Origin of the sequence: Longispora sp. NPDC051575 (assembly GCF_040681875.1) — a bacterium.
In the GTDB taxonomy this organism is placed as follows: Bacteria; Actinomycetota; Actinomycetes; order Mycobacteriales; family Micromonosporaceae; genus Longispora.
Window position 1 is genome coordinate 208884 of record NZ_JBFAZP010000004.1, and the last position, 24732, is coordinate 233615.

Annotated in this window: 20 protein-coding genes; 5 read left to right on the forward strand and 15 right to left on the reverse strand. The window is 73.6% G+C overall.

What is annotated here, in order from left to right; translation table 11 throughout:
* Positions 1-8: 8 nt before the first annotated feature.
* Positions 9-1109: a DUF6745 domain-containing protein gene (locus tag AB0M43_RS11965; RefSeq protein WP_363723685.1), complete on the forward strand. Its 1101-nt coding sequence runs from the start codon at positions 9-11 to the stop codon at positions 1107-1109.
* A gap of 14 nt (positions 1110-1123) precedes the next feature.
* Here AB0M43_RS11965 and AB0M43_RS11970 read toward each other — a convergent pair whose 3' ends face one another.
* From AB0M43_RS11970 to AB0M43_RS11990, 5 genes are all read right to left on the reverse strand, one after another.
* Positions 1124-2137, reverse strand: a complete 1014-nt coding sequence (locus tag AB0M43_RS11970) for an STM4011 family radical SAM protein (RefSeq protein ID WP_363723687.1) — start codon at positions 2135-2137, stop codon at positions 1124-1126.
* Positions 2134-3759 carry a radical SAM protein gene (locus AB0M43_RS11975; protein ID WP_363723689.1) on the reverse strand — a complete coding sequence of 542 codons (1626 nt, stop codon included), beginning with the start codon at positions 3757-3759 and terminating at the stop codon, positions 2134-2136. Before AB0M43_RS11975 ends, AB0M43_RS11970 begins: the two co-directional genes overlap by 4 nt.
* Positions 3756-4583, reverse strand: coding sequence for an STM4013/SEN3800 family hydrolase (locus AB0M43_RS11980; protein WP_363723691.1), 828 nt, complete (start codon positions 4581-4583; stop codon positions 3756-3758). The genes AB0M43_RS11975 and AB0M43_RS11980 overlap by 4 nt, the downstream gene beginning before the upstream one ends.
* Positions 4584-4647: 64 nt before the next feature.
* A complete protein-coding gene (locus AB0M43_RS11985) occupies positions 4648-5922 on the reverse strand; it encodes an STM4014 family protein (RefSeq protein WP_363723693.1) in 1275 nt (424 codons plus the stop codon).
* A gap of 147 nt (positions 5923-6069) precedes the next feature.
* Positions 6070-7002: an STM4015 family protein gene (locus AB0M43_RS11990; RefSeq protein ID WP_363723695.1), complete on the reverse strand. Its 933-nt coding sequence runs from the start codon at positions 7000-7002 to the stop codon at positions 6070-6072.
* A 113-nt stretch (positions 7003-7115) separates the two neighbouring features.
* Between AB0M43_RS11990 and AB0M43_RS11995 the strand changes: the two genes are divergently transcribed.
* A complete protein-coding gene (locus AB0M43_RS11995) occupies positions 7116-7496 on the forward strand; it encodes a DUF1304 domain-containing protein (protein WP_363723697.1) in 381 nt (126 codons plus the stop codon).
* 25 nt (positions 7497-7521) lie between these two features.
* On the opposite strand, the gene AB0M43_RS12000 is transcribed toward AB0M43_RS11995, so the two are convergent.
* Entirely contained in the window at positions 7522-8181 is a 660-nt protein-coding gene (locus tag AB0M43_RS12000; protein ID WP_363723699.1) for a response regulator transcription factor, read from the reverse strand.
* The gene (locus tag AB0M43_RS12005; RefSeq protein ID WP_363723701.1) at positions 8178-9389 is read right to left on the reverse strand and encodes a histidine kinase; all 1212 of its coding nucleotides are present in this window, start codon (positions 9387-9389) and stop codon (positions 8178-8180) included. Before AB0M43_RS12005 ends, AB0M43_RS12000 begins: the two co-directional genes overlap by 4 nt.
* A gap of 299 nt (positions 9390-9688) precedes the next feature.
* Between AB0M43_RS12005 and AB0M43_RS12010 the strand changes: the two genes are divergently transcribed.
* Positions 9689-11140, forward strand: coding sequence for a dienelactone hydrolase family protein (locus AB0M43_RS12010; protein ID WP_363723703.1), 1452 nt, complete (start codon positions 9689-9691; stop codon positions 11138-11140).
* Positions 11141-11300: 160 nt separating this feature from the next.
* Here the strand turns inward: AB0M43_RS12010 and AB0M43_RS12015 are convergent, their stop codons facing one another.
* The 4 genes from AB0M43_RS12015 to AB0M43_RS12030 are packed head-to-tail and all read right to left on the reverse strand — an operon-like array spanning position 11301 to position 17363.
* Positions 11301-14399 (reverse strand): GH92 family glycosyl hydrolase, encoded by a 3099-nt coding sequence (locus tag AB0M43_RS12015; protein WP_363723705.1) that lies wholly within the window; start codon positions 14397-14399, stop codon positions 11301-11303.
* Between the two features lie 2 nt (positions 14400-14401).
* A complete protein-coding gene (locus tag AB0M43_RS12020; protein ID WP_363723707.1) occupies positions 14402-15208 on the reverse strand; it encodes a carbohydrate ABC transporter permease in 807 nt (268 codons plus the stop codon).
* The gene (locus AB0M43_RS12025; protein WP_363723709.1) at positions 15205-16092 is read right to left on the reverse strand and encodes a sugar ABC transporter permease; all 888 of its coding nucleotides are present in this window, start codon (positions 16090-16092) and stop codon (positions 15205-15207) included. Before AB0M43_RS12025 ends, AB0M43_RS12020 begins: the two co-directional genes overlap by 4 nt.
* Positions 16093-16094: 2 nt before the next feature.
* The gene (locus tag AB0M43_RS12030) at positions 16095-17363 is read right to left on the reverse strand and encodes an ABC transporter substrate-binding protein (RefSeq protein WP_363723711.1); all 1269 of its coding nucleotides are present in this window, start codon (positions 17361-17363) and stop codon (positions 16095-16097) included.
* Positions 17364-17523: 160 nt separating this feature from the next.
* Here AB0M43_RS12030 and AB0M43_RS12035 point away from each other — a divergent pair, with 160 nt between their 5' ends.
* Positions 17524-18690: an ROK family protein gene (locus tag AB0M43_RS12035; protein WP_363723713.1), complete on the forward strand. Its 1167-nt coding sequence runs from the start codon at positions 17524-17526 to the stop codon at positions 18688-18690.
* An 81-nt stretch (positions 18691-18771) separates the two neighbouring features.
* Here AB0M43_RS12035 and AB0M43_RS12040 read toward each other — a convergent pair whose 3' ends face one another.
* Entirely contained in the window at positions 18772-20517 is a 1746-nt protein-coding gene (locus tag AB0M43_RS12040) for a hypothetical protein (RefSeq protein ID WP_363723715.1), read from the reverse strand.
* 159 nt (positions 20518-20676) lie between these two features.
* Positions 20677-21132, reverse strand: a complete 456-nt coding sequence (locus AB0M43_RS12045) for an Lrp/AsnC family transcriptional regulator (RefSeq protein WP_363723717.1) — start codon at positions 21130-21132, stop codon at positions 20677-20679.
* A gap of 87 nt (positions 21133-21219) precedes the next feature.
* Between AB0M43_RS12045 and AB0M43_RS12050 the strand changes: the two genes are divergently transcribed.
* Positions 21220-22110, forward strand: a complete 891-nt coding sequence (locus tag AB0M43_RS12050) for an SMP-30/gluconolactonase/LRE family protein (protein WP_363723719.1) — start codon at positions 21220-21222, stop codon at positions 22108-22110.
* 213 nt (positions 22111-22323) lie between these two features.
* On the opposite strand, the gene lpdA is transcribed toward AB0M43_RS12050, so the two are convergent.
* Both lpdA and ispH read right to left on the reverse strand, forming a co-directional pair.
* Entirely contained in the window at positions 22324-23724 is a 1401-nt protein-coding gene (lpdA, locus tag AB0M43_RS12055) for a dihydrolipoyl dehydrogenase (protein ID WP_363723721.1), read from the reverse strand.
* Positions 23725-23744: 20 nt separating this feature from the next.
* The gene (ispH, locus tag AB0M43_RS12060) at positions 23745-24701 is read right to left on the reverse strand and encodes a 4-hydroxy-3-methylbut-2-enyl diphosphate reductase (RefSeq protein WP_363723722.1); all 957 of its coding nucleotides are present in this window, start codon (positions 24699-24701) and stop codon (positions 23745-23747) included.
* Positions 24702-24732: the final 31 nt, after the last annotated feature.

A 24732-nucleotide genomic window follows, 5' to 3' on the forward strand; every position in this document is an offset into this window, starting at 1 on the left:
GGGCACCGGTGGACGACGTGACCCTGGCCGGCGCGGCCGAGGACTGGACGGAGGCGGGGCTGTCCTGCGCGCCCGCCCGGCGGAGGTCGGCCGAGACGGCGGTGCGCAAGGCGTACACCCTGGCGGGGTTGAAGGCCCCCTCGCGGATCGTGTGGCTGGACTCCCCCGAGGCCGGGGCCCTGGCCGTGGCGCTGCTCGCCGAGCCCCGGACCGCGCGGTTCGCCGGGCCCGGGGCGGCGGCGCTGGCGGAGTTGCGGGCCCAGTTCTGCGTGGACGTCCCGCTGGGCAGGTCGGTGCGCCCCCTGGTCCGGACCCGGCCGTGGGCGCGGGCCCGGGCCGAGCTCATGCGGGACCTCGGGCCGGCCGGGTTCGCCCGGCACTGGGCCGCCGCCGCCCGCCGACCCTGGCAGCAGGTGATGGAACAGCTGGTCACACCCCTGCGGACCAGGCTCGACGCCCAGTTCGCGGTGAACACCCACCCCGTGCACGTGGCCGCGCGGGCGGCGCTGCTCGACGTGGTGCACGGCCAGCACGACGCGGCCTGGCTCGGCGCGTTCCCCGCGTCCCCGGCGCTCGCCGGCCTGGCCGGGGTGGCCCGCTCGGCCGGCTGGTGGTGGGCCTACGAGAACGTCGCCGTGCTCACCGAGCGGCCGACCGCCGTGCACCGCGACAACGTCGGCCGACTGCACCGGGGCGACGGCCCGGCACTGTCCTATCCGGACGGCTACGGGCTGCACGCCTGGCGCGGCATGCCGATCCCGCCCGAGGTCGCCGACGAACTGCCCCGGCTGACCGTGGCCCGGATCCGCGCGGAGGACAACGCCGAGGTGCGCCGGGTGATGCTCGAACACTTCGGCTTCGACCGGTACCTGGCCGAGTCCGGGGCCACGAAGGCCCATTCCGACGGGTACGGGACCCTGTGGCGGGTCGACCTCGCCCGCGACGAGCCGCTCGTCATGGTGGAGGTGCTCAACGCGACCCCGGAGCCGGACGGCACCCGGCGGACCTACTTCCTGCGGGTGCCGCCGGGGACCCGGACGGCGCGGGCCGGGGTGGCGTGGACGTTCGGGCTCACCGAGGAGGAGTACGCGCCGCTGGCCCAGACCTGACGGTCCCGCGCGGCCTAGGTGACCGGGCGGGCCGAGATCCGGACGGGGGTCGGGGTGCCCCGGGTGGCAGGGCGGGCCGTCGCGGCGTCTCCGGTGACCGGGCGGCCTGTCGGGGCGTCTCCGGTGGCCGGGCGGAGCGGGACGCCCCAGGTGGCCGGGTGGGGCGGGGCCGTCGGGGCGGGCCAGGCGGCCGGGATGCGTTCCAGGACGCCGCCCGCGAAGATCTGGTGCAGGTCGAGGCGCTTGAGGTGCACGTACCCGATGTGGCAGTCGCACTCGGTCTTCGGGCAGGCCCGGGGGCCGAGCGCGCGGCGGTAGGAACCGTCGTAGAGGTTGCCCAGCGGGGTCTGTACGAAATGGCAGCGCCGGACCGTGCCGTCGCCGATCACCGACAGCGCGGTCTCCCCGGCCCGGCACTCGTGGCCGGCGGAGGCGTGCGGCCGGACGCTGTACCCGAAGAGGGGGTCGATCTGTGTCCAGTCGGCCTCGGCGGGCGCGTCGTAGGAGTACCCGTCGGCGGCGTTGATCCAGAGGTAGGTCTCCGGGGGCAGGGCCTCCCGGAGCGCCCGGGCCTCGGCCAGGTGCTCCGGGAGGCCGACCATGCCGACGGACAGCCGGATGCCGTGCGACGCGGCCGTGGCGCACGCGCGGAGGAAGCGGTCGCGGGTCACCTGGCCCGGGTGGTACGTCGCCCACAGCGCCAGGGTCGCCGGGTCGGCGTCGGCGAGCCAGGTCAGCCGGCCGGCGAGGTTGGTCTGGATCGCCACCCGGTCCACGTGCGGGAGGTGGGACAGGGTGACGAGCGCGGCCCAGTACCAGGAGCGGGTCAGGCCCTCCCCCCACGGGGTGAACAGGACGGACAGCCGGTCGCCGTGCGGGTTGGCGGTCGCCCAGGCCACGAACCGGGCCAGGGCCGCGCGGTCCTCGCGGAGCTGGGCGGTGCTGTCGCGGCGCTTGGCGAAGGGGCAGTACGGGCAGTCGTAGTTGCAGCTGGACAGGGGGCCCCGGTACAGGAGGGAGAGGTTCATCGGGGGGTGTGTCCCGCCATCGCGGCGCGGACCTCGCCGGAGACCAGCCACGGGCCGATCAGGTCGCCGTGCGCGAGGCCCTCGTCGGTGAGGACGAGCCGGTCCGGGGCGGTGAGGGCAGGCCGGCCGGGGCCCGCGCCGGGCGCGGCGGACGTGGGCTGTGGCAGGGCCGGGGCGAGGGGGACCGTGCCGGGCGCGGCGGGGTCTGCGACAGACGTGGGCTGTGCCGGGGCCCGGGTGCCTGTGCCGGGCGCGGCGAGGCCTGCGACAGACGTGGGCTGTGCCGGGGCCGTGGTGAGCCAGTCGCGGTCGGACAGGGCCGTGAGCTGCGGGAAGTCGTGGGCGACGGTGGTGCCGAACCGGGCGGCGTATCCGGCCGGGTCGACGCCCTCCGCGCGGAGCAGCGACTTGAGCAGCCAGCGGCGGCGCTGTTCGGTGCCGTCGAGGGTGAAGCCGAACTCGGCGTGCCGGAAGTCCCCGGCCGGCCGGCTCACGTAGTCGTCGATGATGGCGCGCACCTCGCCGACCCCGACGGCGTAGTCGAAGGAATAGTGCAGGTCCCGGGTGTACGAGCGGGCGCCGCAGCCCAGCCCGACCATGCCGTCGTCCTGGCAGCAGTAGTCGGCGCCCTGCGGGTCGGGCACGTCGGCGCGGCGGAACTGGCGCATGGACAGTTGCCGGTAGCCGGCGGCGCGCAGGGTGTCGCGGCCCTGGCGGTAGAGGGCCAGGCGGGCGGCGTCCCAGGCCGGGTCGAAGTCGGATTCGCCGGCGCGGCCCGTTGCGACACCCGGATCGTTGGTCAGGCCCGGACCGGTGGCCAGGCCCGGGTCACCAACCCGGGTCGGATCGTCGGCCCGGCGGCCAGGCCCGACGAGCAGGTCTCCGGCGCGCCGGCCGAGACCCGTCAGCGGACGCACGTACAGCGGATAGAGGTAGATCTCCTCCGGGTGCCAGGTCAGGGCCGTGCGCAGCGACTCGTCCCAGGTCCGGGCCGTCTGGCCGGGGATGCCGTAGATCAGGTCCAGGTTGAGGACGGGCAGGGCCGCCTCCCGGATCGCGCCCAGCGCCCGGTCGACCTCCGCGCGTTTCTGCGGCCGGCCGGCGGCGTGCGCCTCGGCGTCGAGGAAGCTCTGCACGCCGATGCTGACCCGGCGGGTGTGGTGGGCGGCCAGCACGGCGAGCCGGTCGGGGGTGGCCGTCGCCGGGGAGGTCTCCACGGACAGTTCGGCGCCGGCCAGGTCCACGCCGAGCACGTCGGTGAGGATCGAGAACAGGTCCGTGAGCTCGGCGGCCGTCAGGTAGGTCGGGGTGCCGCCGCCGACCGCGGCCCGGGCGAACGTCGCGTCGCCGAGTTCGCGGGACACGACGGCCGCCTGGGTGCGCAGCTGGGCCAGGTACGCCGACACCTGCTCGGCGGGCGGCCGGGTCCGGGTGAACAGGTTGCAGAAGCCGCACCGCATTTCGCAGAACGGGATGTGCAGGTACAGGAACAGCGCGGCGCGGTCCTCGGCCGCCCAGACGTCGCCGAGCGCCGGGCGGGGCCGCAGGGGCCGGTACGCCGTCTTGTGCGGGTACGCGTAGAGGTAGCCCTGGTAGGGCGAGCCGTCGAGCAAGGTCGTCACCAGTCCCCCGGTCGGAGCGTGAAATGCGCGTACGGCACGGTCCACACGATCTCGTGGCCGAGCCGGTGCCCGTGGTGGCCGTCCTCCCCGTACGCCGTGCCGTGGTCGGAGCACAGGATCGCCAGGCAGGGCCGGCCGCGCCGGGTGGCCAGCGCGAACAGTCGGGCCAGGTGTCCGTCCACATAGGCCAGGGCCGCCGCGTGGCTGTCGCGGGTGTCCTCCAGCGCGCCGGGCAGGTGGTGCCGGTTGGGCTGGTGCATCGCGGCCACGTTGAGGAAGGTGAACAGCGGTCGCCCCGGCGCGGTGTCGGCGACGACGCGTTCCAGTTCGTCGAGCTGCGCGGTCAGCGGGTCCGGGGACGTGACGCCGAACTCGGGGCGCCAGTGGTCCTCGGCGAACAGGTCCGGCAGGACGCTGCCGAGGGCCGACCGCCGGTTGAAGAAGCCGACCCCGCCGAGGCACACCGTGTGGTACCCGGCGCGGGACAGGCCCGTGACCAGGTCCGGGGCGTCGAACACCCAGGTGCCGTCGGTGGTCGACTCGCTGCCGGGGAACGCCGCCGCGAACAGGCGCGGGTGCGGGCCCGGGCCGGTCGGGGTCGGCAGGAAGCCGGCGAAGAAGGCGTGGTGGGCGGCGTAGGTGAAGCTGGCCGGGGAGTGCCGGGGCTCCCACCGGCCGCCGGGGAGGACCCGGGACAGGGTGGGGGTGCGGCCGGCGGCGGCGAGCTCGGCGGCCACGTCGTGGCGCAGGGTGTCCAGGGTGACGAACAACAGGTCATGGGTACCGACGACGGCGTTCATGTCCACCGGTGCGGAGACGGTCACGGGTGCCCTCCGGAAAAGACAGGACCATGTGACGGGTACGCGCGGCGTCGCCCGCCGTGCACGGTCATCGGATGCTCTCCCGTCCCGAGGAGACGTCCGCGCTGGTCGCGTCGGTGCCGGCGCCCGGGAGGAGGGCCGCGGCCTCGACCCCGGGCGTGCCCGCGCTGGTGGGTGCTCCGGAGGCCACCGACTCCGTCCCGAGCCTGCCGGCGCGGGTGCGGAGGGCCGCGACCTGGGTCTCGTAGGGGTCGCGGCCGTCGACGAGCAGGCCCGGCAGCAGGTCGCCGAACGCGTTGACCTCCGCGACCGCGTGCCGGGTCCAGCCCGGGGCGAACATCAGGTCCACGCCGACGTGCGGGCTGCCGGGGAACTGGGCCGCGACCCGCGCGCAGGTGGCCATCGCCGCCGCGTACGCGTCCGGGCCGGCGGCGCGACGGAGGGCGTCGAGGTCGCCCCGGGTGCCGCCGAGGTGCAGATTCGTCATCGGGGAGTGGCTGGCGCGCACGACCACGTGGCCCGGTCGGCCGGCCAGGACGAGGACGCGCAGGTCGATGGTGCGGCCGTCGAGGCCCGCCTTGGGGAACCAGCGTTCGACGTGCAGGCCGTCCGGGGCGAGGTGGTCCACGATGGCGGCGACGTCGCGCTCGTCGCGGTAGGTGCGGACCCGGAGCGAGTTGAACAGGCGCACCCGGTCGCCGTCGCGGACGAGTTCCACCGAGGTGGTGGCCCAGGTCCGGCCCGGGGCGCGGCGCAGGGCGAGCACGCCGGACGCCGAGGACCCGTGCCGGGGCTTGACGAACACCCGCGACCAGCCGACCGCGTCCAGCGCGTCCCGCAGCTCCTCCCACCCGCTCCCGGGCGTTGCGGTACCCGGCCGCGCGTCGCGCCTGGGGGCGGACGCGGCGGGCCGGGCCAGTACCCGGCCGGTCGTGGGCAGGGCCGGGGGCACCGGGATGCCGGCGGCGGTCAGGCGGGCGTGGCAGGCGGCCTTGTCGAAGAGGACGGCGATCTCGGCCGGGTCGCCGAGCAGCGTCGCCCCGGCGAGGTCCGCCGCCGCCCGCAGCCGCCCCAGTGCCCGGCACAGCCCCAGATACCAGGCCCGGCCGCCCACGATCTCCCCGTGTCCGGCGACGCCGCCCGTGAACAGCCGCCGGACCTCGGCGTCCTCCCCGGGCGACTCGATCCGCACCAGCGCCCCGGAGGCGAACGCGAACGGCTCCCCGGCGGCGACGACCCGCCACGGCAGCACCTCGGGCGCGAGCGACCCGGCCGCGACGACCGCCGCCGAGAACAGGGTCACCCGCCGGTTGTCCGGGTTGCCGACGATGGTCAGCCGCACGGGACAGTCACTCCAGCACCCGGCGGGCGGCGGCCGCACCGGACGGCCACGCCAGGACCCGAGGAGCGTCGGCCGCGCCGGACGGTCACGCCGGGCCCCGGCGAGCGGACGGACACGCCGCAACCCGGCGGGCGCCGGCCCGGGTCGTCACTCCGAGACCTCGATATAGCGCTCGTCCACGTCGTCGGGGTCGCCCGCGTCGGACAGGTCCACCTCCACCCCGGCCGCGACCAGCTCGGCCGTGATCCGGTCGGTGACGGCCGCGCTGAGGTAGTGGTGGTGCAGGTCCAGGACCGTCAGGTGGGTCAGCGGCTGGCCGGCGAGCAGGGCGGAGGCGCCCGTGTCGGTGAGGATGCCCATCGACAGGTCCAGTGACTCCAGCTGGGCGACGACGCCGGCACCGGCGAGGGCGGCGGCGACGTGGTCGACGATCTCGGCGTTGCGCAGGCCGAGGTGGCGCAGCGCGGGCAGCCGGGTGCCGGTGAGCAGGGGGGCGACGTCGTCCACGGTGGCGTCGCCGCCGTACTCCTCCGTGCCGAGCCACAGTTCGAGGCGGGCGAGCGCGGGGAGCTCGGACTCGCCGAGGGCGCGGACCACGGAGGCGGGCAGGCCGCCGCACTCGATGGTGAGTTCGCGGAGCCGGTCGTGCCGGACGGGCTTGAGTTCGAGGTTCTCGCCGCCGCGCACGCCGAGGACCTCCAGTGCCGGGTACGCCTCCAGGAGGGGCGTGATGTCGCCCTGCTGGATCCAGGAGATCTCCGACTCCTCCATGACCTGGTCGCCGAGGAACAGGGCGCGCAGGCCCGTGAGCCGGTCGGCCGCCGCGACGAGCTGGCCGATCGGGGCGGAGCAGTCGTAGGCGTTGTCGGTCCACTGGCCGATGACCAGGGCCTCGACCCGCCCGGCCCAGTCGGCGGCGAGCAGGGCGTCGAGGCGCAGCGCGAACAGGGCGTCGCCGCCGTCGTAGTCGGTGTCGACCCGCCAGGCGCGCGCGGCCGGGTCGGCGGGCGGCGCGGCGTGCGGGTCGAACGCGGCCACGGGCAGGCCGGCGAAGACACGGAGATGCTCGTTGATGGTCATGCGGTCTCCACGGCGGTCGGGTCGAGGTGCCAGGACCCTAACAGCCCCCTCCGACAACCCCGGTTCCGCCGGTCCCCGGACCATGGGGCGTGCCGGCGTAGATACTGACCACCATGAACATCGCCGCTCAGGTCCTCGTGGTCGTCGCCGGCCTCCTGCACGTGCTCATCTTCGCGATGGAGAGCGTGCTGTTCCGCCAGCCGAAGGTGCACGGCCGGTTCTTCGTCCGCGCCGACGAGGTGGCGTCCGTCCGGCCGTGGGCCCTCAACCAGGGCTTCTACAACCTGTTCCTGGCGCTGGGCGCGCTCGGCGGGGTGGTCGCGGTGCACGTGGCCGACCGGGCGACGGCCGGCGCGGCGATCGCGCTGTTCTCGGTGGCGTGCATGCTGGGCGCGGCCCTGGTGCTGCTGGTGACGGACCGGCGGATGGCGCGCGCGGCGGTCATGCAGGGCACGGCCCCGCTCCTGGCCCTCCTGTGCGCGGCGGTCTTCTAGACCTGGGTTCCGGCGGCCGGTGGCGTCACGCCGGGTGGACGAGGCGGCTGTCGTACGCGAAGACGACGGCCTGGGTCCGGTCGCGCAGGTCGAGTTTGTGCAGGACGCGCCCCAGGTGGGCCTTCACGGTGGCCTCCGCGAGGAACAGCTCGGCCGCGATCTCGCTGTTCGACAGGCCACGACCCACCTGGACGAGCACCTCGCGTTCACGGGCGCTGAGCCGGCCCAGCCGTTCGCCGTGGTCGGTGCCGCCGTCGGGAGGGTACGGGCGGAGGCTCTCCAGCAGGCGTCGGGTGATCCGTGGCGAGACCACGGCGTCCCCCGCGTGCACGGCGCGGATCGCGGTGAGGAACTCCTCGGGCCGGGTGTTCTTCAGCAGGAAGCCCGAGGCTCCGGCGCCGAGCCCGGCGAAGGCGTACTCGTCGAGGTCGAAGGTCGTGAGGATCAGCACCCTGCTCCGTGGGGAGACCTCGAGGACCCGCCGGGTCGCCTCGATCCCGTCGGTGCCGGGCATCCGGACGTCCATCAGGACGACGTCGGGGCGCAGTTCCCGGGCGCGGTGCACGGCCTCGTCGCCGTCCGCCGCCTCGCCGACCGGCGCCATGTCGGGCTGGGTCTCCAGGACCGTGCCGAAGGCCATCCGGAGCAGCGCCTCGTCGTCGACGATCAGGACGCGGATCGTCACGCGCCCCCACCCCCGTCGAGCACCAGACGGGTACTGACCCCCCAGCCGCCGCCCGGCAGCGGTCCGGCCAGCAGGGTCCCCCCGTAGCCGGCCGAGCGTTCGCGCATGCCGGGGATGCCGTGGCCGGACGGCGGGCCGGCCGCCGCCGACCGGGGCCCGTTGTCGGTGACGTCCACGGTGACGCTCGCGGTCGAGCACCGGATCCGGACCCGCGCGCGCGTACCCGTCGGCGTGTGTCTGAGGGTGTTGGTCAGGGCCTCCTGGACCAGGCGGTAGACGGTGAGTTGCGCGGTGGCCGGCAGGTGGGCGTGTCCGCCTCGGACGTCGAGGCTGGTCGGCAGCCCGGCGGCGCGCATCTGGTCGGCGAGGGTCCCCAGTTGCGCGATGCCGGGCGGCGGGTGGCGGTCCGCGTCCGGCTCGTCGGTCCGCAGGACGCCCAGCGAGCGCCGCATGTCGGTCAGGGCCTGCCGGCCCGTCTCCGAGACCTGGAGCATCGCGGCGGTGGCCCGCCCGGGCGACCGGTGCTGCGCGTAGACGGCGGCGTCGGTGAGCGCGACCATGACGGACAGGTTGTGGGTGACGATGTCGTGCATCTCCCGGGTGATCCGGGCCCGCTCCCCGGCCACGGCGAGCCGGGCCTCCTGGTCCTGTTCCCGTTCCCGGCGGGCGGCCCGTTCCCGCACGGCCGCGAGGTAGGCGCGGGTGGTCCGCGCGTTCACGCCGAGGACGGCGGCGGCGACGACCATCGCGGTGACCGCGACGAAGAGGGTCGGGAACGCGCCCTCGCCCGCCCAGCGCAGGCAGGCCAGCAGGACCCCCGCCTCCACGACGGCGCAGGCCAGGAGCGTGCCGCGCCGGCCCACGCGCGCGGCCACCGTGTAGAGGGCCACCAGCACGGCGATGTCCGCCGGCAGCTGGACGTCGGCCAGCCACTGGACGAAGGCCGCTGCCGCCACGAGGCCGAACACGGTGAGCGGGAACCGGCGCCGCCACAACAGGGGCAGCGCGAGGGCCGCGGTGAGGGCCACGGTCAGCGGCGGCTCGTGTGGGGCGCGCGCGGTCACGGCGTCGACGAGGAGCAGCGTCGGCAGCAGCGCGTCCCATGCCATGGGCGGCGGCCGGGAGCCCCAGCGGCGGGCGATCGCCGCCAGTCGCGCCGCCCGGTCGGGGTGCCTCGACCCCGCCGGATCCGCGACCGCCTCGCTCATCGCACGTCCTTGTCCGTTCAGCATCATGGTGGCCCCGCCGGATCCCCGCCACCCGGCGGATACCACGGTAGGCGCCGGGTGGCGGGCGGCGCATGGGTCCACCGTCGGACGGCTCCGTGCCGGGGTACGACCTCAGGTGGAGCCCCACCACCTCCCCCGGTCGCAGTGCGGCCGCAGATCCGGCGTGCCCGACTGCCGCTCCGGTCGCACGGCACCCGGCACGGAAGGCGACCACGGTCGAACCCTGGGGCGACCCCGGACCGATGCGGCGGCCCGTACCCCGCGCCGAGGATGGACGGGTGACCGACACCATCCCTGGACTGCCGATGTCCCCCCTGGAAATCCTCGCCCTGCTGGGTGCCGTCGCCCTGGTGACGGCGCGCTGGACTCCCCCGGCCGCCCGCCCCCGCGTCACGATCGCGGCGGGGGCGGTCCTCGTGCTGTCCGTGGTCCCGCTGGCCGTGACGGGGCTGCGCTGGCAACTGCTGCCCGTACTGGCCGGCGCCGCCCTCGCGTCCCCGTTCACCGTCGCTCCGCTGCTGCGGCGCCGCACCGGCCGGCCGGCGTGGCGGGCCCGCTGGTGGCTGGCGTTGCCGGCGACGGTGGCCTGCGTGGGCCTGATCGCCACGGGCCCGGTGGCCGCGTGGGCCCTTCCCGTGCCCGTGTTCCCCGCACCGTCCGGCGGTTTCGCGGTCGGCACCCGGGTGGAGCAGTGGACCGACCCGGCGCGCCCCGAGACCTTCACCACCGATCCGGACGACCGGCGTACCGTCGTGGTCCAGCTCTGGTACCCCGCGCGGCCGGGCCCCGGGCACGTGCGGCGGGCCCGGTACCTCGGGCGCACGGAGCAGGAGGCGCGCACCGTCTCCGACGCGCTCGCCCGCTCGGCCGGCCTGCCGGGGTTCCTGGTCGACGGGGTTCCGCTCGCCCGCACCCGGGCGGTCGTCGACGCCCCGGTGCAGCCCGGCGGCGAGCGGTTCCCGGTGGTGCTGTTCTCGCCCGGGTCGGGCGGGGTGCGCACCCAGAACACGGCGTGGGCGGAGGAGCTGGCCAGCCACGGCTACGTGGTCGCCGCGCTCGACCACCCGTACGACTCCGCCGCCGTGGTCCTCGCCGACGGCCGGACGGTCACCACCCGACTCGCGTCCACCGGCGACCCGGCCAGGGACGACGAGCTGGCGGCCGGCTGGACGGCGATCCGGGCCGCCGACCTCAGCTTCGTCCTGACCCGGCTGGACGGTCTGGACCGGGAGGGGAGCGCCCCGTTGGGCGGGCGCCTCGACATCGGGCGGGTCGCGGTGACCGGCCACTCCATGGGTGGGGCCGCCGCGTTGCAGGCGGCCCGGCAGGACCGCCGGTTCGACGCCGTCGTCGACCTGGACGGCTACCCGCACGGTCCCGCGTCACCGGCCCTCGACCAGCCGACGCTCGCGCTCACCCAGGCCGTCACGGCGGACACCGATCCGCGCTACCTGCCCCGGCTCGCCGAGGCGCTCAGGTCCGGCACCGCGACGAGCTACCGGCTCACCGTCCCCGGCGCCGCGCACCTCACCTTCATGGACGGTCCGCTGTACCTGCCGCCCGTGCCCTCGATCGTCGGCTCCCTGGGCCGCACCGGAGGCCTGCGCGTGACGGCGGGGGCCACCCTCGCCTTCCTGGACTCCGTCCTGCGGGACAGACCCGGCGACCTTTCGGGGGTACTGCCGGCCTACGGCGACCTCACCGTCTACCGCCCGGACACGAGCCGCTGACCAGCCGTTCCGGGACACGTGCCCGGGACGAGGACGAGGACGACGGGATCGTCGACCGGACCGGCCGCGCTCCGACCGCTGGCAGGCGGCCACCCAGCCGACCGTGACGAGGCCACAGCCCGGGAGCTGAAGCCTCGTCACGGTCGGCACCGCCCACCTCTCAGGCGTACACCTCCACCTCGTAGATCCGGGCGGCCGCGTCGGACGTCTGCGTGGGCGTCACCACGTTCACCCGGACATAGCGCCCCGACCCGCTCACCGGATGGCTGGACACGTCGGCGGTGTTCCCCCGGACGGTCGCCACCGTGGTCCACCCCACCCCGTCCGCGCTGACCTGCACGTCGAAGTCCCGGGTGTTCCAGCTGGCCGACTCGCCGCCGGCCCCGGCGTGCCGCACGGTCACGTTCCCCACGGGCACACTGCCGCCCAGGTCCACCTGCCACCACTTCGTGGCCCCGGCCGAGCACCACTTGTCGGTGGTCCCGCCGCCGACCGTCCCGTTGACGGCCTTGGCGGGTCCTTCGTTGGCGTTGCACGAGGAGTCGGCCGTGGCGGGCCGGTTGAGGGCCAGGTTGACGGATCCGGGGGCGTACACCCCGAACTCGTAGATCCGGGCGGCGGTGTTGCCGTTGTTCGTCGGGGTGGTCACGGTGAGCCGCACGTAGCGGGCGGTCCGGCCGGTCACCGAGTGGTACGTCCGGCTCGCCCGGGACCCGGTGACCGTGGCCGCCGTGGTCCAGGTGGTGCCGTCGGTGCTGGTCGCGACCGTGTACCCGCCGGTGTTCCAGCCCGTGGTCTCCCCGCCGAGCCCGGCGTGCTCCAGGACGAACTGCCCGACGTTCACCGCGCCGCCCAGGTCCACCTGGAGGAACGCCCCCGAGGCGGTGGAGCACCACTTGCTGTTGTTCGCGAGACTGCCGTCCACGGCCTTACCGGCGGTCTCCGTGGCGGAACAGGTCGCCGAGGACGTGGTGGCCCTGCCGAGGGCCAGGTTGGTGCCCAGGGTGGGCGCGGCGGGCACCGGGGTGGCCCCGTCGTCGAAGGACGGCGGCACGTCGCCTGCCCCGGTGCCCCACGATCCGGCGGTCGCGCCCATCGTGTACGCGAGGGTGCCGCCGGCCGCCAGGTCCGGGTAGCGGACGTAGTTGCGGCTGGTGGCCGTGCCGTTCACCGTCAGGCCCTGGACATGGGGGCCGGTGCCGGTGGCGGTGAGCGTGACGTTGCCGGCCGCGCGCTGGATCAGGACGGACGGGAACGACGGGCCGTGCAGGGCGAGGGTGTCGGCGCCGGGGGTGACCGGGTACATGCCGAGCGCCGCCCACACGTACCAGGCCGACGTCGCGCCGAGGTCGTCGTTGCCGGGCAGGCCGCCCGGTCCGGTGGTGAAGGACTCGGCCATCACCCGGCGGACGGCGGTGGCGGTGCCGGCGGGGTGCCGGGCGAAGTTGTACGCCCAGGGCACGTTGTGTTCGGGCTCGTTGCCGATGTAGAAGTACGGCCGGGTCAGGCCGCCGTTGAGCTCGGTGAAGTGGTGGTCGAGCCGCCGGACGGTCTGCGCGGGCCCGCCCATGAGGTTGACCAGCCCGCCGAGGTTGTACGGCACCATCCAGGTGTACTGCGACGCGTTGCCCTCGGTGAAGTTGCTGCCGCTGGCCGGATCCAGGGGCCAGGGCCAGGAGCCGTCGGCGTTGCGGGTGTGCACGTACCCGGACTCGGGGTTGTAGACGTTGCGCCACCACTGCGCGCGGGTCATGTAGGTGGCGTACTTCGCGGTGTCGCCCTGGGACTTGGCAAACTGGGCGACGGCGAAGTCGCTGGCGGAGTACTCCAGGGAGTCGGAGGACTCGCCGTTGATGAAGTGCTGGTTGACGTACGTCGACTGCCGGCCCCGGATCGCCCCGCCCTGCGCGGTACCCCCGTTGGAGCTCCTGTCCATCAGGGCGAGGGCGGCGGCGGTGTCGAAGAACCGGGCGCCGAACGCGTACATGCTGCCGACGATGATCGGGCCCGGGTCGCCGGTCATCACGAAGTCCTCGTTGGTCTGCTGGGACCACTTGGGCAGCAGGCCGCCCTGCTGGCCGTCGAGGACCATGGACTTGGCGATGTCGCTGGCCTCGGCCGGGGCGACGAACGCGATCAGCGCGGCCCAGGACCGGTAGATGTCCCAACCGGAGTAGTTCTGGTACACCGGATGGTCCGCGGTGTGCACAACGTTGTCAAAGCCGAAGTACTGGCCGTTGACGTCCGAGGAGATGTTCGGGTTCTGGAACACGTGGTACAGCGCGGTGTAGAACTTCTGCTGGTCGGCGGCCGTCCCGCCGGTGGCCTGCACCTTGTTGAGGACCGTGTTCCACGCGGAGTCGGCGGCGGCGCGGGTGCCGGCGAAGTCGAAGCCGGCGATCTCGGCGGCCAGGTTCGCGCTCGCGTTGGCGACGCTGACGTAGGACACCGCGACCTTGACCTGCACGGTGCGGTTCGTCGAGGTGTCGAACGTCAGGTAGGCGCCGGTGTTCACGCCGGAGGCGGACGTCGAGCCGGCCGTGACCGTGCCACCGTTCCAGGTGCCCGAGCCGGTCGGGGCGCGGTCGGCCTGGAGCGCGAAGTAGATCCGGTAGGTCTTCGAGGAGCCGCAGAACCCGCCGGCCGTGACGTAGCCGGTGACCTGGGAACCGTTGACGGCCACGCTGCCCGACCGGTTGCCGGTGGCGCTCCGGGAGGTGTTGATCAGGACCCGCGAGGTGGCCGACGCGGGATAGGTCAGCTTCGCGAAGCCGGCCCGGGTGGTCGCGGTCAGTTCCACATCCGTGGAGTACCGGTCCAGGCGGGTTCTGTAGTACCCGGGCGCGGCCTGCTCGTTGGCCTTCGCGTACGCCGAGGCGTAGCCCGTCCAGCTGGTGCCCGGGGAGGTGCCCAGCGCCCCGGTCACCGGCAGGATCCCGAGGTCCTCGTTGTTCGCGCAGCCGGCCCCGTTGAAGTGCGTGAGGGAGAACTCCTCCACCGTGGAGTCCGAATACCGGTACCCGGACGGCGAACCGTTGGGCGTGTCCGGGCTGAACTGCACCCCGCCGAACGGCACGGTCGCGCCCGGATAGGTCGAGCCGCCGGCCCCACCGGGAACGGGGTTGGGCGAGTTGCTGTCGTCGGTACCGATGAAGGGATTGACGTGTTGGGTGAGATTGAGGGGCGCGGCGGCCGAGGCCGTGCCGGGCACCAGGAGCGCGCCGAGCAGGACAGCGGCGGCGAACAGTGGACGTCTCATGGTCAACCTTTCAGGGCACCCGCCATCAGGCCGCGCATGAAGAACCGGCCGAGGAGCAGGTACACGAGGAGGGTGGGCAGGCTCGCGAGGAGCGCGGCGGCCATCGCCTGGTTGAACGGCACGGTCTGCGCTCCCGCGATGTTGTTCAGCCCCACCGTCACCGGCCAGAACTCGGTCCGGGTCAGGATCAGGCCGAACAGGAAGTCGTTCCACGCGGACGTGAACTGCCAGATCATCGACACCGCGAACGCCGGGGCGGCGATCGGCAGCGCGATCCTGAAGAACGTGCGCAGCATGCCCGCGCCGTCGATCTCGGCCGACTCGACGAGTTCGTCGGGCAGGCCGAGGAAGTAGTTCCGGAAGATCAGGGTCGTGATCGGCAGCCCGTAGACGACGTGCACCAGGATCAGGCCGTCGAGTCCGCCGACGAGTTTCAGGTCGCTCATCGTCTGGAACAGGGGAATGATGATCGCCTGGTAGGGGATGAACATGCCGAACAACATCACCGGGAAGACGACGTCGGCTCCCGGGAAGCGCCACTTGGCCAGCACGAACCCGTTGGCCGCGCCGAGGAACGAGGAGATCAGGCTGGCCGGTACGGCGAGCAGCACGCTGTTGACCATGCCGCCCCGCAGCTTCGGCCACACGACCGCGAAGGTGTCCAGGGACAGGCTCCGGGGCAGCGCCCACATGTGCGCGACGTCCACCTCGCCCGGGGACTTGAACGCCGTCACCAGCATCACGTAGACGGGCATCAGGAAGAAGCAGGCCAGGGCGAACAGGGCCAGGTGGCGCAGCGTCCTGCTCATCGGGTCCGCTCCTTGCGCGACGTGTACCAGATGTAGGGCACGACCACGACCGCGATCGCGAGGAACAACAGGGTGGCGATCGCCGCGCCCCGGGCGAAGAAGCCGCCCCGGAACGAGGTGAGCCACATGTACAGCGCCGGGGTCTCCGTCCGGGCGTCCAGCGGCGCGATCGCGTAGATCAGGTCGAACGTCTTCAGCGAGATGTGCGCGAGGATCACCAGCGCGCTCATCAGCACCGGGGTGAGCATCGGGCGGACCACCGACCAGTAGACCTGCCGCTCGGAGGCCCCGTCGACCCGGGCCGCCTCGCGCAGTTCCTCGGGGATGCCGCGCAGGCCGGCCAGGAACAGCGCCATCACGTACCCCGACAGGGCCCAGCCCGCCGGCAGCGCGATCGCCGTGATCGCGCCCGCCGACGGGGACTTGTGCCAGTCGGAGTGCAGCCCGAACCAGTCGAGGACGGTGTTCAGCCCGGTGGTGCCCGCACCCGGGTCGCTGTTGAGCAGCCAGCGCCACACGATGCCCGTCGCGATGAACGAGATCGCCATCGGGAACAGGAACACGCCCCGCCACACCGACTCCCCGCGCGCGCCCTTGTCGAGCAGCAGGGCCAGCAGGATGCCCATCAGCAGCGCGCCGCCGATGAAGACCACGGTGAACACGAGCAGGTTGCGGGTGTCGTTGCGGAACGTCTGGTCGGCGAACAGCTCCCGGTAGTTGGCCAGGCCCACGTAGGTGTCGCTGGGCGTGAGGCCCTTCCAGTCGGTGAGGGACACCTTCGCGTTCCAGCCGATGAAGCCGTACACGAAGATCCCGAGCAGGACCAGGGACGGCGCCACGAGCAGCAGCGCCGGCCCCCAGGAGCGGAACTTCCTCTTTCGCATGGCTACTTGTTCGCCGCGTACGCCTTGGCGACGGCGTCGGCGAACGTGGCCGTGTTCTTGTCCTGCACGAACACGCCGTACGCCTTCTCGATCTCCGACTTCCAGGCGTTGTTGGCGACCACGCCGTGCGTGAACGAGCCGACCACGATCGTCGTGGTGTTCTGCCACTCGGCCAGCGCCCAGGCCAGGTAGTCGGTGTACTTGGACTTGTCCGAGTCCAGCCGCGCGGGCACCGAGCCCTTCTTCGGGTTGAACAGGTCCTGGCCCTCCGCCGACGCGCACAGCTTCAGCCACGCCTCGGCCTGCGCCCTGTGCGGCGCGCCCTTGGGCAGGGTGAACGAGTCGGCGAGGAAGTTGTAGACGCCGGTGGAGCCCGGGGCGGCCACCACGTCGTAGTCCGTCTTGTACTTCAGGGCCTTCGCGCCCTGCAGGTAACCCGCGGCCCAGTCGCCCATCACGTTGTACGCGGCCGAGCCGGCGACCACCTTGTCGATGGTGGGCTGCCAGTCGTCGGTGGACACCACGGCCACCGCGAGGATCTTCTTGAAGGTCTCCAGCGCGGCGGTGACCTCGGCGGACTTCCAGTCGGTCTGCCCCGTCCACAGCCCGTTGTACTTCGGCACGCCGAGCTCGCCGAGCAGCACGTTCTCCAGCAGGTGCAGCTGGGTCCACGTCTGGCCCACCGACAGGGGCACGATGCCCTTCGCCTTGAGCGCCACGGCCTGGGTGAGGAACTCCGACCAGGTCTTCGGCGGGGCGGTGATCCCCCACTCGGCGAGCTTCGCCGGCCGGTACCACAGCAGGTTGGAGCGGTGGATGTTCACCGGCACCGCGTAGGTCTTGCCGTCGATGGTGAGCTTGTCGATCAGGCCCTTGGGGAACTTCGTCGTCCAGCCGTTCTGGGTGTAGAGGTAGGTCAGGTCCTCCAGCTTGCCGGCCTTGATGTCGGTGGCCGCCTCCAGCCCGGCGTGCAGCTGGTAGGAGTCCGGCGGGTCGTTGGCGAGCAGCCGGGTGGTCAGCGCCTGCTTGGCCTGGGTGCCCGAGCCGCCGGCCACGGCCGCGTTGACGAACTCGACGCCCGCGTTGTTCTTCTTGAACTCCGCGATGAGCGCCTCCAGGCCCTCGCCCTCACCGGGGCCGGACCACCACGAGTACACCTCGATCTTCTTGGCGGTCTTGGTGTCTCCGCCCGAGTTGGAGCAGGCGGGCAGGACGGCCACGGCCGACGCGCCGAGAGCCGCACCGAGGAGTTTCCTGCGACTGAGCTGCATTGCGCCCTCCCGGGCAAGTCGAGTGATCGGCGGGTATCGCTGGACCACCATCCACCCGGCCAACGGGCTCTGTCAATAGTTGGCAATACCTCTGACATGACTGGGACTTATAGCCGTGAGTTCCGTGTCTGATTGACATAACCCGCCCGGAGGCGGCAGCATGCGGGAGGTGACGGTGTCCGCGCACGAACTCGGCCAGACCACCCGCCGCGTCGTCGACGTGCTGCGGGCCCACGGCGCGCGCACCCGCGCCGAGCTGATCACCCTCGCCGGCCTGTCCCGCCCCACGGTGGCCGCCGCGCTCGCCGACCTCGCGGCGGCCGGCCTGCTCACCGGGGACGCCCCCGGCACCACCGGCCCGGCGGGCGGCCGACCGGCGGCCGTGTTCCGGCTGTCCCGGGCCGCGGGCCTCGCCGTCGGGGTCGACATCGGCCGCCGGCACCTGCGGGTCGCCGTCGCGGACCTGGGGCACACCGTGCTCGCCGAGGAGGCCGTCCGGCTCGACCGCGACGCCGACGACCACCCGCACGCGGCCCTGGACCTGGCCGTCCGGCAGATCGACGCGGTCCTCGCCAGCGTCGGGGCCGACCGGTCCGAGGTGCTCGGCGTCGGGCTCGGCATCCCCGCCCCGGTCACCGACGCCGGCCGGATCGGCTCCCCCGCCCTGCTGCCCGCGTGGGCCGCGCTCGTCCCCCGCGAGGAACTGTCCGGCCGGCTCGACGGGCTGGGCGTCCGGGTCGACAACGACGCGAACGTGGCGGCCCTCGCCGAGTACGTGTGGGGCGCCGGGCGGGACTGCGCCGACCTGGTCTACGTCAAGGTGGCCACCGGCATCGGGGCCGGCATCATCCTCAACGGCCGGCTGTACCGGGGCACCGACGGCACCGCCGGCGAACTCGGCCACGTCACCCTCGACGTCAACGGGCCGGTCTGCCGGTGCGGGAACCGGGGCTGCGTCGAGCTGTGGGCCGGCGGCCGGGCGCTCCTCGACCAGGCCCGGGTGACCCTGCCCGACCTGGGCGGCCTGACGGACCTCGTCGCGCAGGCGGCGGCCGGCGACCCCGGCTGCCGGCGGCTGCTCCTCGACGCGGGCAGATACCTGGGGTACGCGCTGGGCGGGCTGTCCAACCTGGTCAACCCCGGGCGGATCGTGGTCGGCGGGGAGCTCGGCGTGAGTGAGCTGCTGCTGGAGCCGCTCCGGCGGGGGCTGGCGGAGACCGCGATGGCGGCGGCGGTGGAGGCCGTGGAGGTGGTGCCGGCGCGGTTGGGGGCGCGGGCGGCGGCACTGGGCGGGTTGGCGCTGGCGCTGGGCGTGAACGCGGCCTGAGTTCGGCCCTGCTCCGGGGCCGGGATCCCGCCCGGGCGCCCGACCCGCGCGGCGTTCCGCTCAGGCGCCGGCCCGAGGCGCTCACGTGCCGGACCCGAGCCGCCACACCCGGACGTCCGCCACGTCCGCCCCCGGCCCGTAGAGCTGGTCGAGCACGAGGCGCAGCTCCGCGCGGTGCGGCGCCGGCCCCAGCACGACACACGACGCGCGCCAGTACCGCGCGTCCTCCCGGGCCTGGTTGCGGTGCGCCTCCCCGATCCCCGGCGCGACCCCGGTCGACTGGACCTCGGCGAGCAGGCCGGAGGTCGGCCGTCTCGGCGTGCCGTACCCCCAGGGTCCGATGTAGTGGCCCTCCGGCACCCCGAACGCGGCCCCGGCGGCGGCCGCCCAGCGCAGCGAGTCGGCGTTCGCCGGGTTCGGCAGCGGCACGGGGACCAGGACGCCGCCGGGCCGCACGCAGTCCGCCCACCGGCCGTCGGCGAAGAACGCGGGTACGGCCGGCCGGGCGGCGGTGCGCATCGGCATCGGGTACAGGGGCACCAGCGCGGCGAACACGGCGACCGGGAGCAGCACCGCCCGGCGCCGGCCGGACAGCAGGACCTCGTGCACGGTCAGCGCGAGGACGGCCGCCATCAGGGGCACCAGCGCCAGGGCGAACCGGCTCGGCAGCGCCCACTCCAGCACCGGCGCGCCCCGGATCAGCTCGTAGGGGCCGGTGAGCCCGGTCCGTACCCCGTTGACCACGATCTCCGGCCCCAGGGAGACGGCGAACAGGATCCCGCCGGCGACCGCCGCGGCCCGGACGAAGGTGTGGTGCCACAGCCGCACGGCGCAGAGCACGAGGACGAGCAGGACCGGCCAGCCGAAGAAGGTGTTCATCTCCGCCGGGTGTCCGGCGAGCCGACCGGCCGCCCCGCCCCAGCCGCCCACCGTCAGCGGGGAGAAGTTCCAGTAGCTGGCGACGTCGGCCGGGAAGTACTCGGGCGGCAGCAGCCCCTCCCAGCCCCGCTGCGGGCCCGCGAACTGCGTCCACAGTGGCCGGGCCAGGAACGGCGCGGCCGACGCGACGGCCACCCCGAGGCCCACGGCGAGCGGCCGGGCCACGGCGAGCACCGCCCTCGGGGCGAGCGCCGCGTACGCGACGAGCAGCAGCGCGAGGGTGACGGCCGTCAGGAACAGCACCTCCTCGCCCGTGAACACCTGCGCGGTGACCGCCAGGCCCAGTCCGACCCCGGTCCGCACCGGCGTCTGCCCCCGGACCAGCCGCAGGACGCAGTACACGATCACGGGGACGAGCCACCACGCGGTGAGGTTGATGTGCGCCTGGGAGTGCGAGACCATCGGCGGCGCGAACCCGCAGAACAGGCCGCCGACCGTCGCGGCGAGCCGGTCGAGGCCCAGGGGCCGCGCGAAGAGCAGGTACCAGGCCGACGCCGTGCCCGCGAGGTTCAGGGTGATCAGGGTGACGTAGGTGACCGGGACCCCGAACGCCCAGGTCAGCGGGGCGAGCAGCGCGCCCGGGAACAGGTTGTTCGTGTTGGCCATCATGTTGACGCCGTCGGGGCTGTTCATCCGGTCGGTGAGCAGCGCGAGGTCGCCGCTCCACACCCGGGCGGACCAGGCGAGGAACCACTCCGCGAGGCTCTGGTCGTTCAGGTTGGCTGCCACGCCGCGCAGGTGCGGGTCGCGCCAGAGCTCGATCGTGAAGAAGGCCGCGACGGCCAGGAAGACCAGGCACGGGCCGAGGTCGGCGGGCAGCCGCACCCTGCGGGCCGGGGCCTCGCCCTCCACCACGGGACCATCGACGAGTACGTCTGTCCCAGCCATGCGCTCTCCCCGCCGCCGACACCTCCGAGCAGGGTACTATTTGATGAGGTTTTTCCTCTTTCGCGGCACTGTGTCGGGGCCGAAAATCGATCGGCGATCCCGCGTCGGGGCGTGGCCGGGCAGGCCTTCCGGTGTCGACACCCGATGGACGACCGGCGGTCAGGCCGGCTCGCCCCCGGCGTCCACCGGTCGCTCGAAGAACGTCTCCAGCACCACGATGGTGCGCGTCCCGGTCACGCCGGGGATCTCGAAGCACCGCCGCAGCGTGGCCTGCAACTGCTCGGTCGTCGCCGTCCGGATCTTCACCATGAGCGACGCCGACCCGGCCACGATGTGCGCCTCCTGGATCTCCCGGATCGCCGCGAGCGCCGCGTGCGTGGGCGGGTCGCCCATCCACGCGTTGGACTCCAGCATCACGAACGCCAGCACGCCCCGGTCGACGGCCGCCGGGTCCACGTCGACCGTGGTCCGGCGGATCACCCCGCGCTCGCGGAGTTTGCGGACCCGTTCGTGCGCGGCCCCGGCGGACAGCCCGACGGCCTGGCCCAGGGCCGCGTACGCCCGGGTGGCGTCGGACTGCAGGGCGGCCAGGAGTGCCCGGTCGGTCTCGTCCACGCGTACCCCTCGAATGTGAGTTGAAGAACTGTTGGGTTGACCATATCTCATTCGGTGTTGTTAGCTGAAGACCGGAGGAGGTTCGTGATGATCGACAGGATCAGGGCACGGTTCGAGCAGCTCGACGACCGGTTCGCCGGGTGCGGCGGGGACGAGTGGATCGAGGTGCTGCACGCGGGCAGCCGCAAGACCGAGGGCCCGGCGTACTTCCCGGCGGGCCGCTACCTGGTGTGGAGCGACATCCCCAACGACCGGATGCTCCGCTGGGACGAGACCACCGGGGCGGTCGGCGTGTTCCGGCACTCCTCGGGCTTCGCGAACGGCAACACGGTCGACCGGCAGGGCCGGCTGCTGACCTGCGAGCAGGGCGCGCGCCGGGTCTCCCGCACCGAGCACGACGGCACGGTCACGGTCCTCGCCGACTCCTACCGGGGCAGGCGCCTGAACAGCCCGAACGACCTCGTGGAGCACTCCGACGGTTCGATCTGGTTCACCGACCCGCGCTACGGCATCACCGGCCACTACGAGGGCAGCCCGGCCGACAGCGAGATCGGGGCGGACCACGTCTACCGGCTCGACCCGGACGGCACGCTCACCGTGGTCGCCGACGACTTCGAGCGGCCGAACGGGCTGGCGTTCTCCGCCGACGAGTCCGAGCTGTACATCGTGGACACCCGAAGGCGGCACCTCCGCCGGTTCCAGGTGGCCGACGGGGCGCTCACCGGCGGGGAGGTGTTCGCGGAGGGCTGGTTCGACGGGATCCGGTTCGACGACGCGGGGCGGCTGTGGTGCGCGGCGCTCGACGGGCTGTGGTGCCACGCGCCGGACGGCACCCTGATCGGGAAGCTGCTGCTGCCGGAGTCGGCGTCCAACCTGGTCTTCGGCGGGGCGCGGCGCAACAACCTGTTCGTCACGAACAGCGCCGGGGACCTCTACTCGATCCGGGTCACCTTCGCGGGCGCGACCCGACCCCTCTAGACCATCATCCGGGTACGGGTGGGCGCGGTCCGCCGGTCACCCCGCCAGCGGTTCCCACCCGCGCGGGTCCGCGTGCCGCCGCGTCCGGTGCTCGTCGCCGCGCGGGAGCGGGGCCTGCTGGCGGTGGCGTGCCGCCCGGGACGCCAGGTCGACGCGGAACCGCCCGCTCGCCGGGCGCGTGGCCTGCGAGCGGGCGGGTGCGCGGCACGCCGTCTACATGTTGATCATGTGGCCGGCCAGGCCGTGGATGGCCTCCTTGACGGCCTCGCCCAGCGTCGGGTGCGCGTGGATGTTGCGCCCCAGCTCGTGCACCGTCAGGTCCCACTGCTGGGCCAGGGTCAGCTCCGGCAGCAGCTCGGTCACCTCGGGCCCGATCAGATGCGCGCCGAGCAGCTCGCCGTACTTGCCGTCCGAGATCAGCTTCACGAAGCCGACCGGCTCCCCCAGCCCGTGCGCCTTGGCGTTCGCGGTGAACGGGAACTTCGCCACCTTGACGTCGTACCCCTTCTCGCGGGCCTGGGCCTCGGTCCAGCCGAAGCTGGCGATCTGCGGCTGGCAGTACGTGGCCCGGGGGACCATCACGAAGTCGATCTCCATGGTCTCCGCGTTCGCGATGGTCTCCACGGCGACCATGGCCATCGCCTCGGCGGCGTGCGCGAGCATCAGCTTGGCCGTGACGTCCCCGATGGCGAAGATGTGCGGCACGTTCGTCCGGCCCCGGCCGTCCACGTCGATCGCGCCGCGTTCGGTGAGCGCGACGCCGGTGGTCTCCAGCCCGTACCCGGTGACCCGGGGCGCGAAGCCGATCGCCTGGAGCACCTTGTCGGCCTCCAGGACCTGCTGGGCGCCGTTCTTGGAGACCGTCACCCGGACCTTGTCGCCTGAGTCGTCGATCGACTCGACCCGGGTGGAGGTGTGCACGGTGACGCCGAGCTTGCGGTACCGCTTGGCCAGCTCCGCCGACACCTCGGCGTCCTCCAACGGGACGAGCCGGTCGAGGAACTCCACGATCGTGACGTCCACCCCGTAGGAGCGCAGGATGTAGGCGAACTCGACCCCGATCGCGCCCGCCCCGGCGATGACGATGCTGCCCGGCAGGTCGGAGGCGAGGATCTGCTCCTCGTAGGTGACGACCCGCTCGCTGAGCGCGGTGCCGGGCAGCAGCCGGGTGGTCGCGCCGGCCGCGATGACGCAGTGCCCGAACGTGACGGTCTCGGTGCCGCCCGACGACAGGGTCACCTGGAGGGTGTGGGCGTCGGTGAACACCCCCCGGCCGTCGTACTGCGTGACCTTGTTCTTCTTCATCAGGTAGTGCACGCCCTTGACCCGGCCGTCGGCGACCTGCCGGCTGCGGGCGTACGCGGCGCCGTAGTCGACGGTCACCTTGCCGTCGACCGTGATGCCGAACTTCTCCGCCTCGTGGGTGAAGATCTGGGCCAGCTCGGCGTTGCGGAGCAGGGCCTTGGAGGGGATGCAGCCGACGTTCAGGCAGACCCCGCCCCAGTACTTCTCCTCCACCACCGCCACGGACAGGCCGAGCTGGGTGGCGCGGACCGCGGCGGTGTACCCGCCCGGCCCCGCGCCCAGGACCACGACGTCGAAATGTGCGCTCATGCGCCCGATCCTGCCAGGTGTCAGGCCGGCCGGAGGCTGGTGGGCAGTGTGAAGTGCACCGTCTCCCGGCTGGTCTCCCGCTCGGTGACGGTCACCGGCCCCATACCGGACAGCGCGGCGACGACCTCCTCGACGAGGCGGGGCGGCGCGGAGGCCCCGGCGGTCAGCCCGACGACCCGGACCCCGGCCAGCCACTCGGGCCGCAGGTCCGCCGGGCCGTCGATCAGGTACCCGGGGGTGTCGTGCCGGGCCGCCAGCTCCACCAGGCGCTGCGAGTTCGACGAGTTGGCCGAGCCCACCACCAGGACCAGCTCCGCCTCCGCCGCGATCGCCGCGAGGGCCTCCTGCCGGTTCGTGGTCGCGTAGCAGATGTCGTCGGACGCGGGGCCGCGCAGATCCGGGTACCGGGCCCGCAGCGCGTCCACCACCTCCGCCGCCTCCTCCACGGCCAACGTGGTCTGGGTCAGGTACGACACCCGGGTCGGGTCGGCGATCCGGAGCCCGGCGACCTCGGCGGCCGTCCCGACCAGCACCGTACTGTCCGGGGCCTCGCCCATCGTGCCCTCGACCTCCTCGTGCCCGGCGTGCCCGACGAGCACGACGGTGTCGCCCCGGCCGGCGAACCGGCGCGCCTCCACGTGCACCTTGGTGACCAGCGGACACGTCGCGTCGATCACCTCCAGGCCCCGGTCGGCGGCCTCGGCGTGCACGGCCGGGGACACCCCGTGCGCGGAGAACACGACGGTGGCCCCGTCCGGCACGGCGTCGAGTTCGTCGACGAACACCGCGCCCCGGTCCCGCAGTTCGGCCACGACGTGGGTGTTGTGCACGATCTGCTTGCGCACGTAGACCGGTCCCTCGCGCTGGTCCAGCGCGAGCTCGACAGCTTCGATGGCCCGTTCGACCCCGGCGCAGAACGACCGGGGCGCGGCGAGCAGGATCGTGCGGTGCACCCCGTCGGGGACGAGTACGGACATCGGCGCGTTCCTCTCCGTGGTCGCGGCCGGG

Excerpts from the sequence above, each read along its gene's own strand:
- AB0M43_RS11970 (WP_363723687.1), bottom strand. The coding sequence starts at position 2,137 with ATGAACCTCTCCCTCCTGTACCGGGGCCCCCTGTCCAGCTGCAACTAC.
- AB0M43_RS11990 (WP_363723695.1), bottom strand. The coding sequence starts at position 7,002 with ATGACCATCAACGAGCATCTCCGTGTCTTCGCCGGCCTGCCCGTGGCC.
- AB0M43_RS11995 (WP_363723697.1), top strand. The coding sequence starts at position 7,116 with ATGAACATCGCCGCTCAGGTCCTCGTGGTCGTCGCCGGCCTCCTGCAC.
- AB0M43_RS12005 (WP_363723701.1), bottom strand. The coding sequence starts at position 9,389 with ATGAGCGAGGCGGTCGCGGATCCGGCGGGGTCGAGGCACCCCGACCGG.
- AB0M43_RS12015 (WP_363723705.1), bottom strand. The coding sequence starts at position 14,399 with ATGAGACGTCCACTGTTCGCCGCCGCTGTCCTGCTCGGCGCGCTCCTG.
- AB0M43_RS12020 (WP_363723707.1), bottom strand. The coding sequence starts at position 15,208 with ATGAGCAGGACGCTGCGCCACCTGGCCCTGTTCGCCCTGGCCTGCTTC.
- AB0M43_RS12025 (WP_363723709.1), bottom strand. The coding sequence starts at position 16,092 with ATGCGAAAGAGGAAGTTCCGCTCCTGGGGGCCGGCGCTGCTGCTCGTG.
- AB0M43_RS12030 (WP_363723711.1), bottom strand. The coding sequence starts at position 17,363 with ATGCAGCTCAGTCGCAGGAAACTCCTCGGTGCGGCTCTCGGCGCGTCG.
- AB0M43_RS12035 (WP_363723713.1), top strand. The coding sequence starts at position 17,524 with ATGCGGGAGGTGACGGTGTCCGCGCACGAACTCGGCCAGACCACCCGC.
- AB0M43_RS12040 (WP_363723715.1), bottom strand. The coding sequence starts at position 20,517 with ATGGCTGGGACAGACGTACTCGTCGATGGTCCCGTGGTGGAGGGCGAG.
- AB0M43_RS12050 (WP_363723719.1), top strand. The coding sequence starts at position 21,220 with ATGATCGACAGGATCAGGGCACGGTTCGAGCAGCTCGACGACCGGTTC.
- lpdA (WP_363723721.1), bottom strand. The coding sequence starts at position 23,724 with ATGAGCGCACATTTCGACGTCGTGGTCCTGGGCGCGGGGCCGGGCGGG.
- ispH (WP_363723722.1), bottom strand. The coding sequence starts at position 24,701 with ATGTCCGTACTCGTCCCCGACGGGGTGCACCGCACGATCCTGCTCGCC.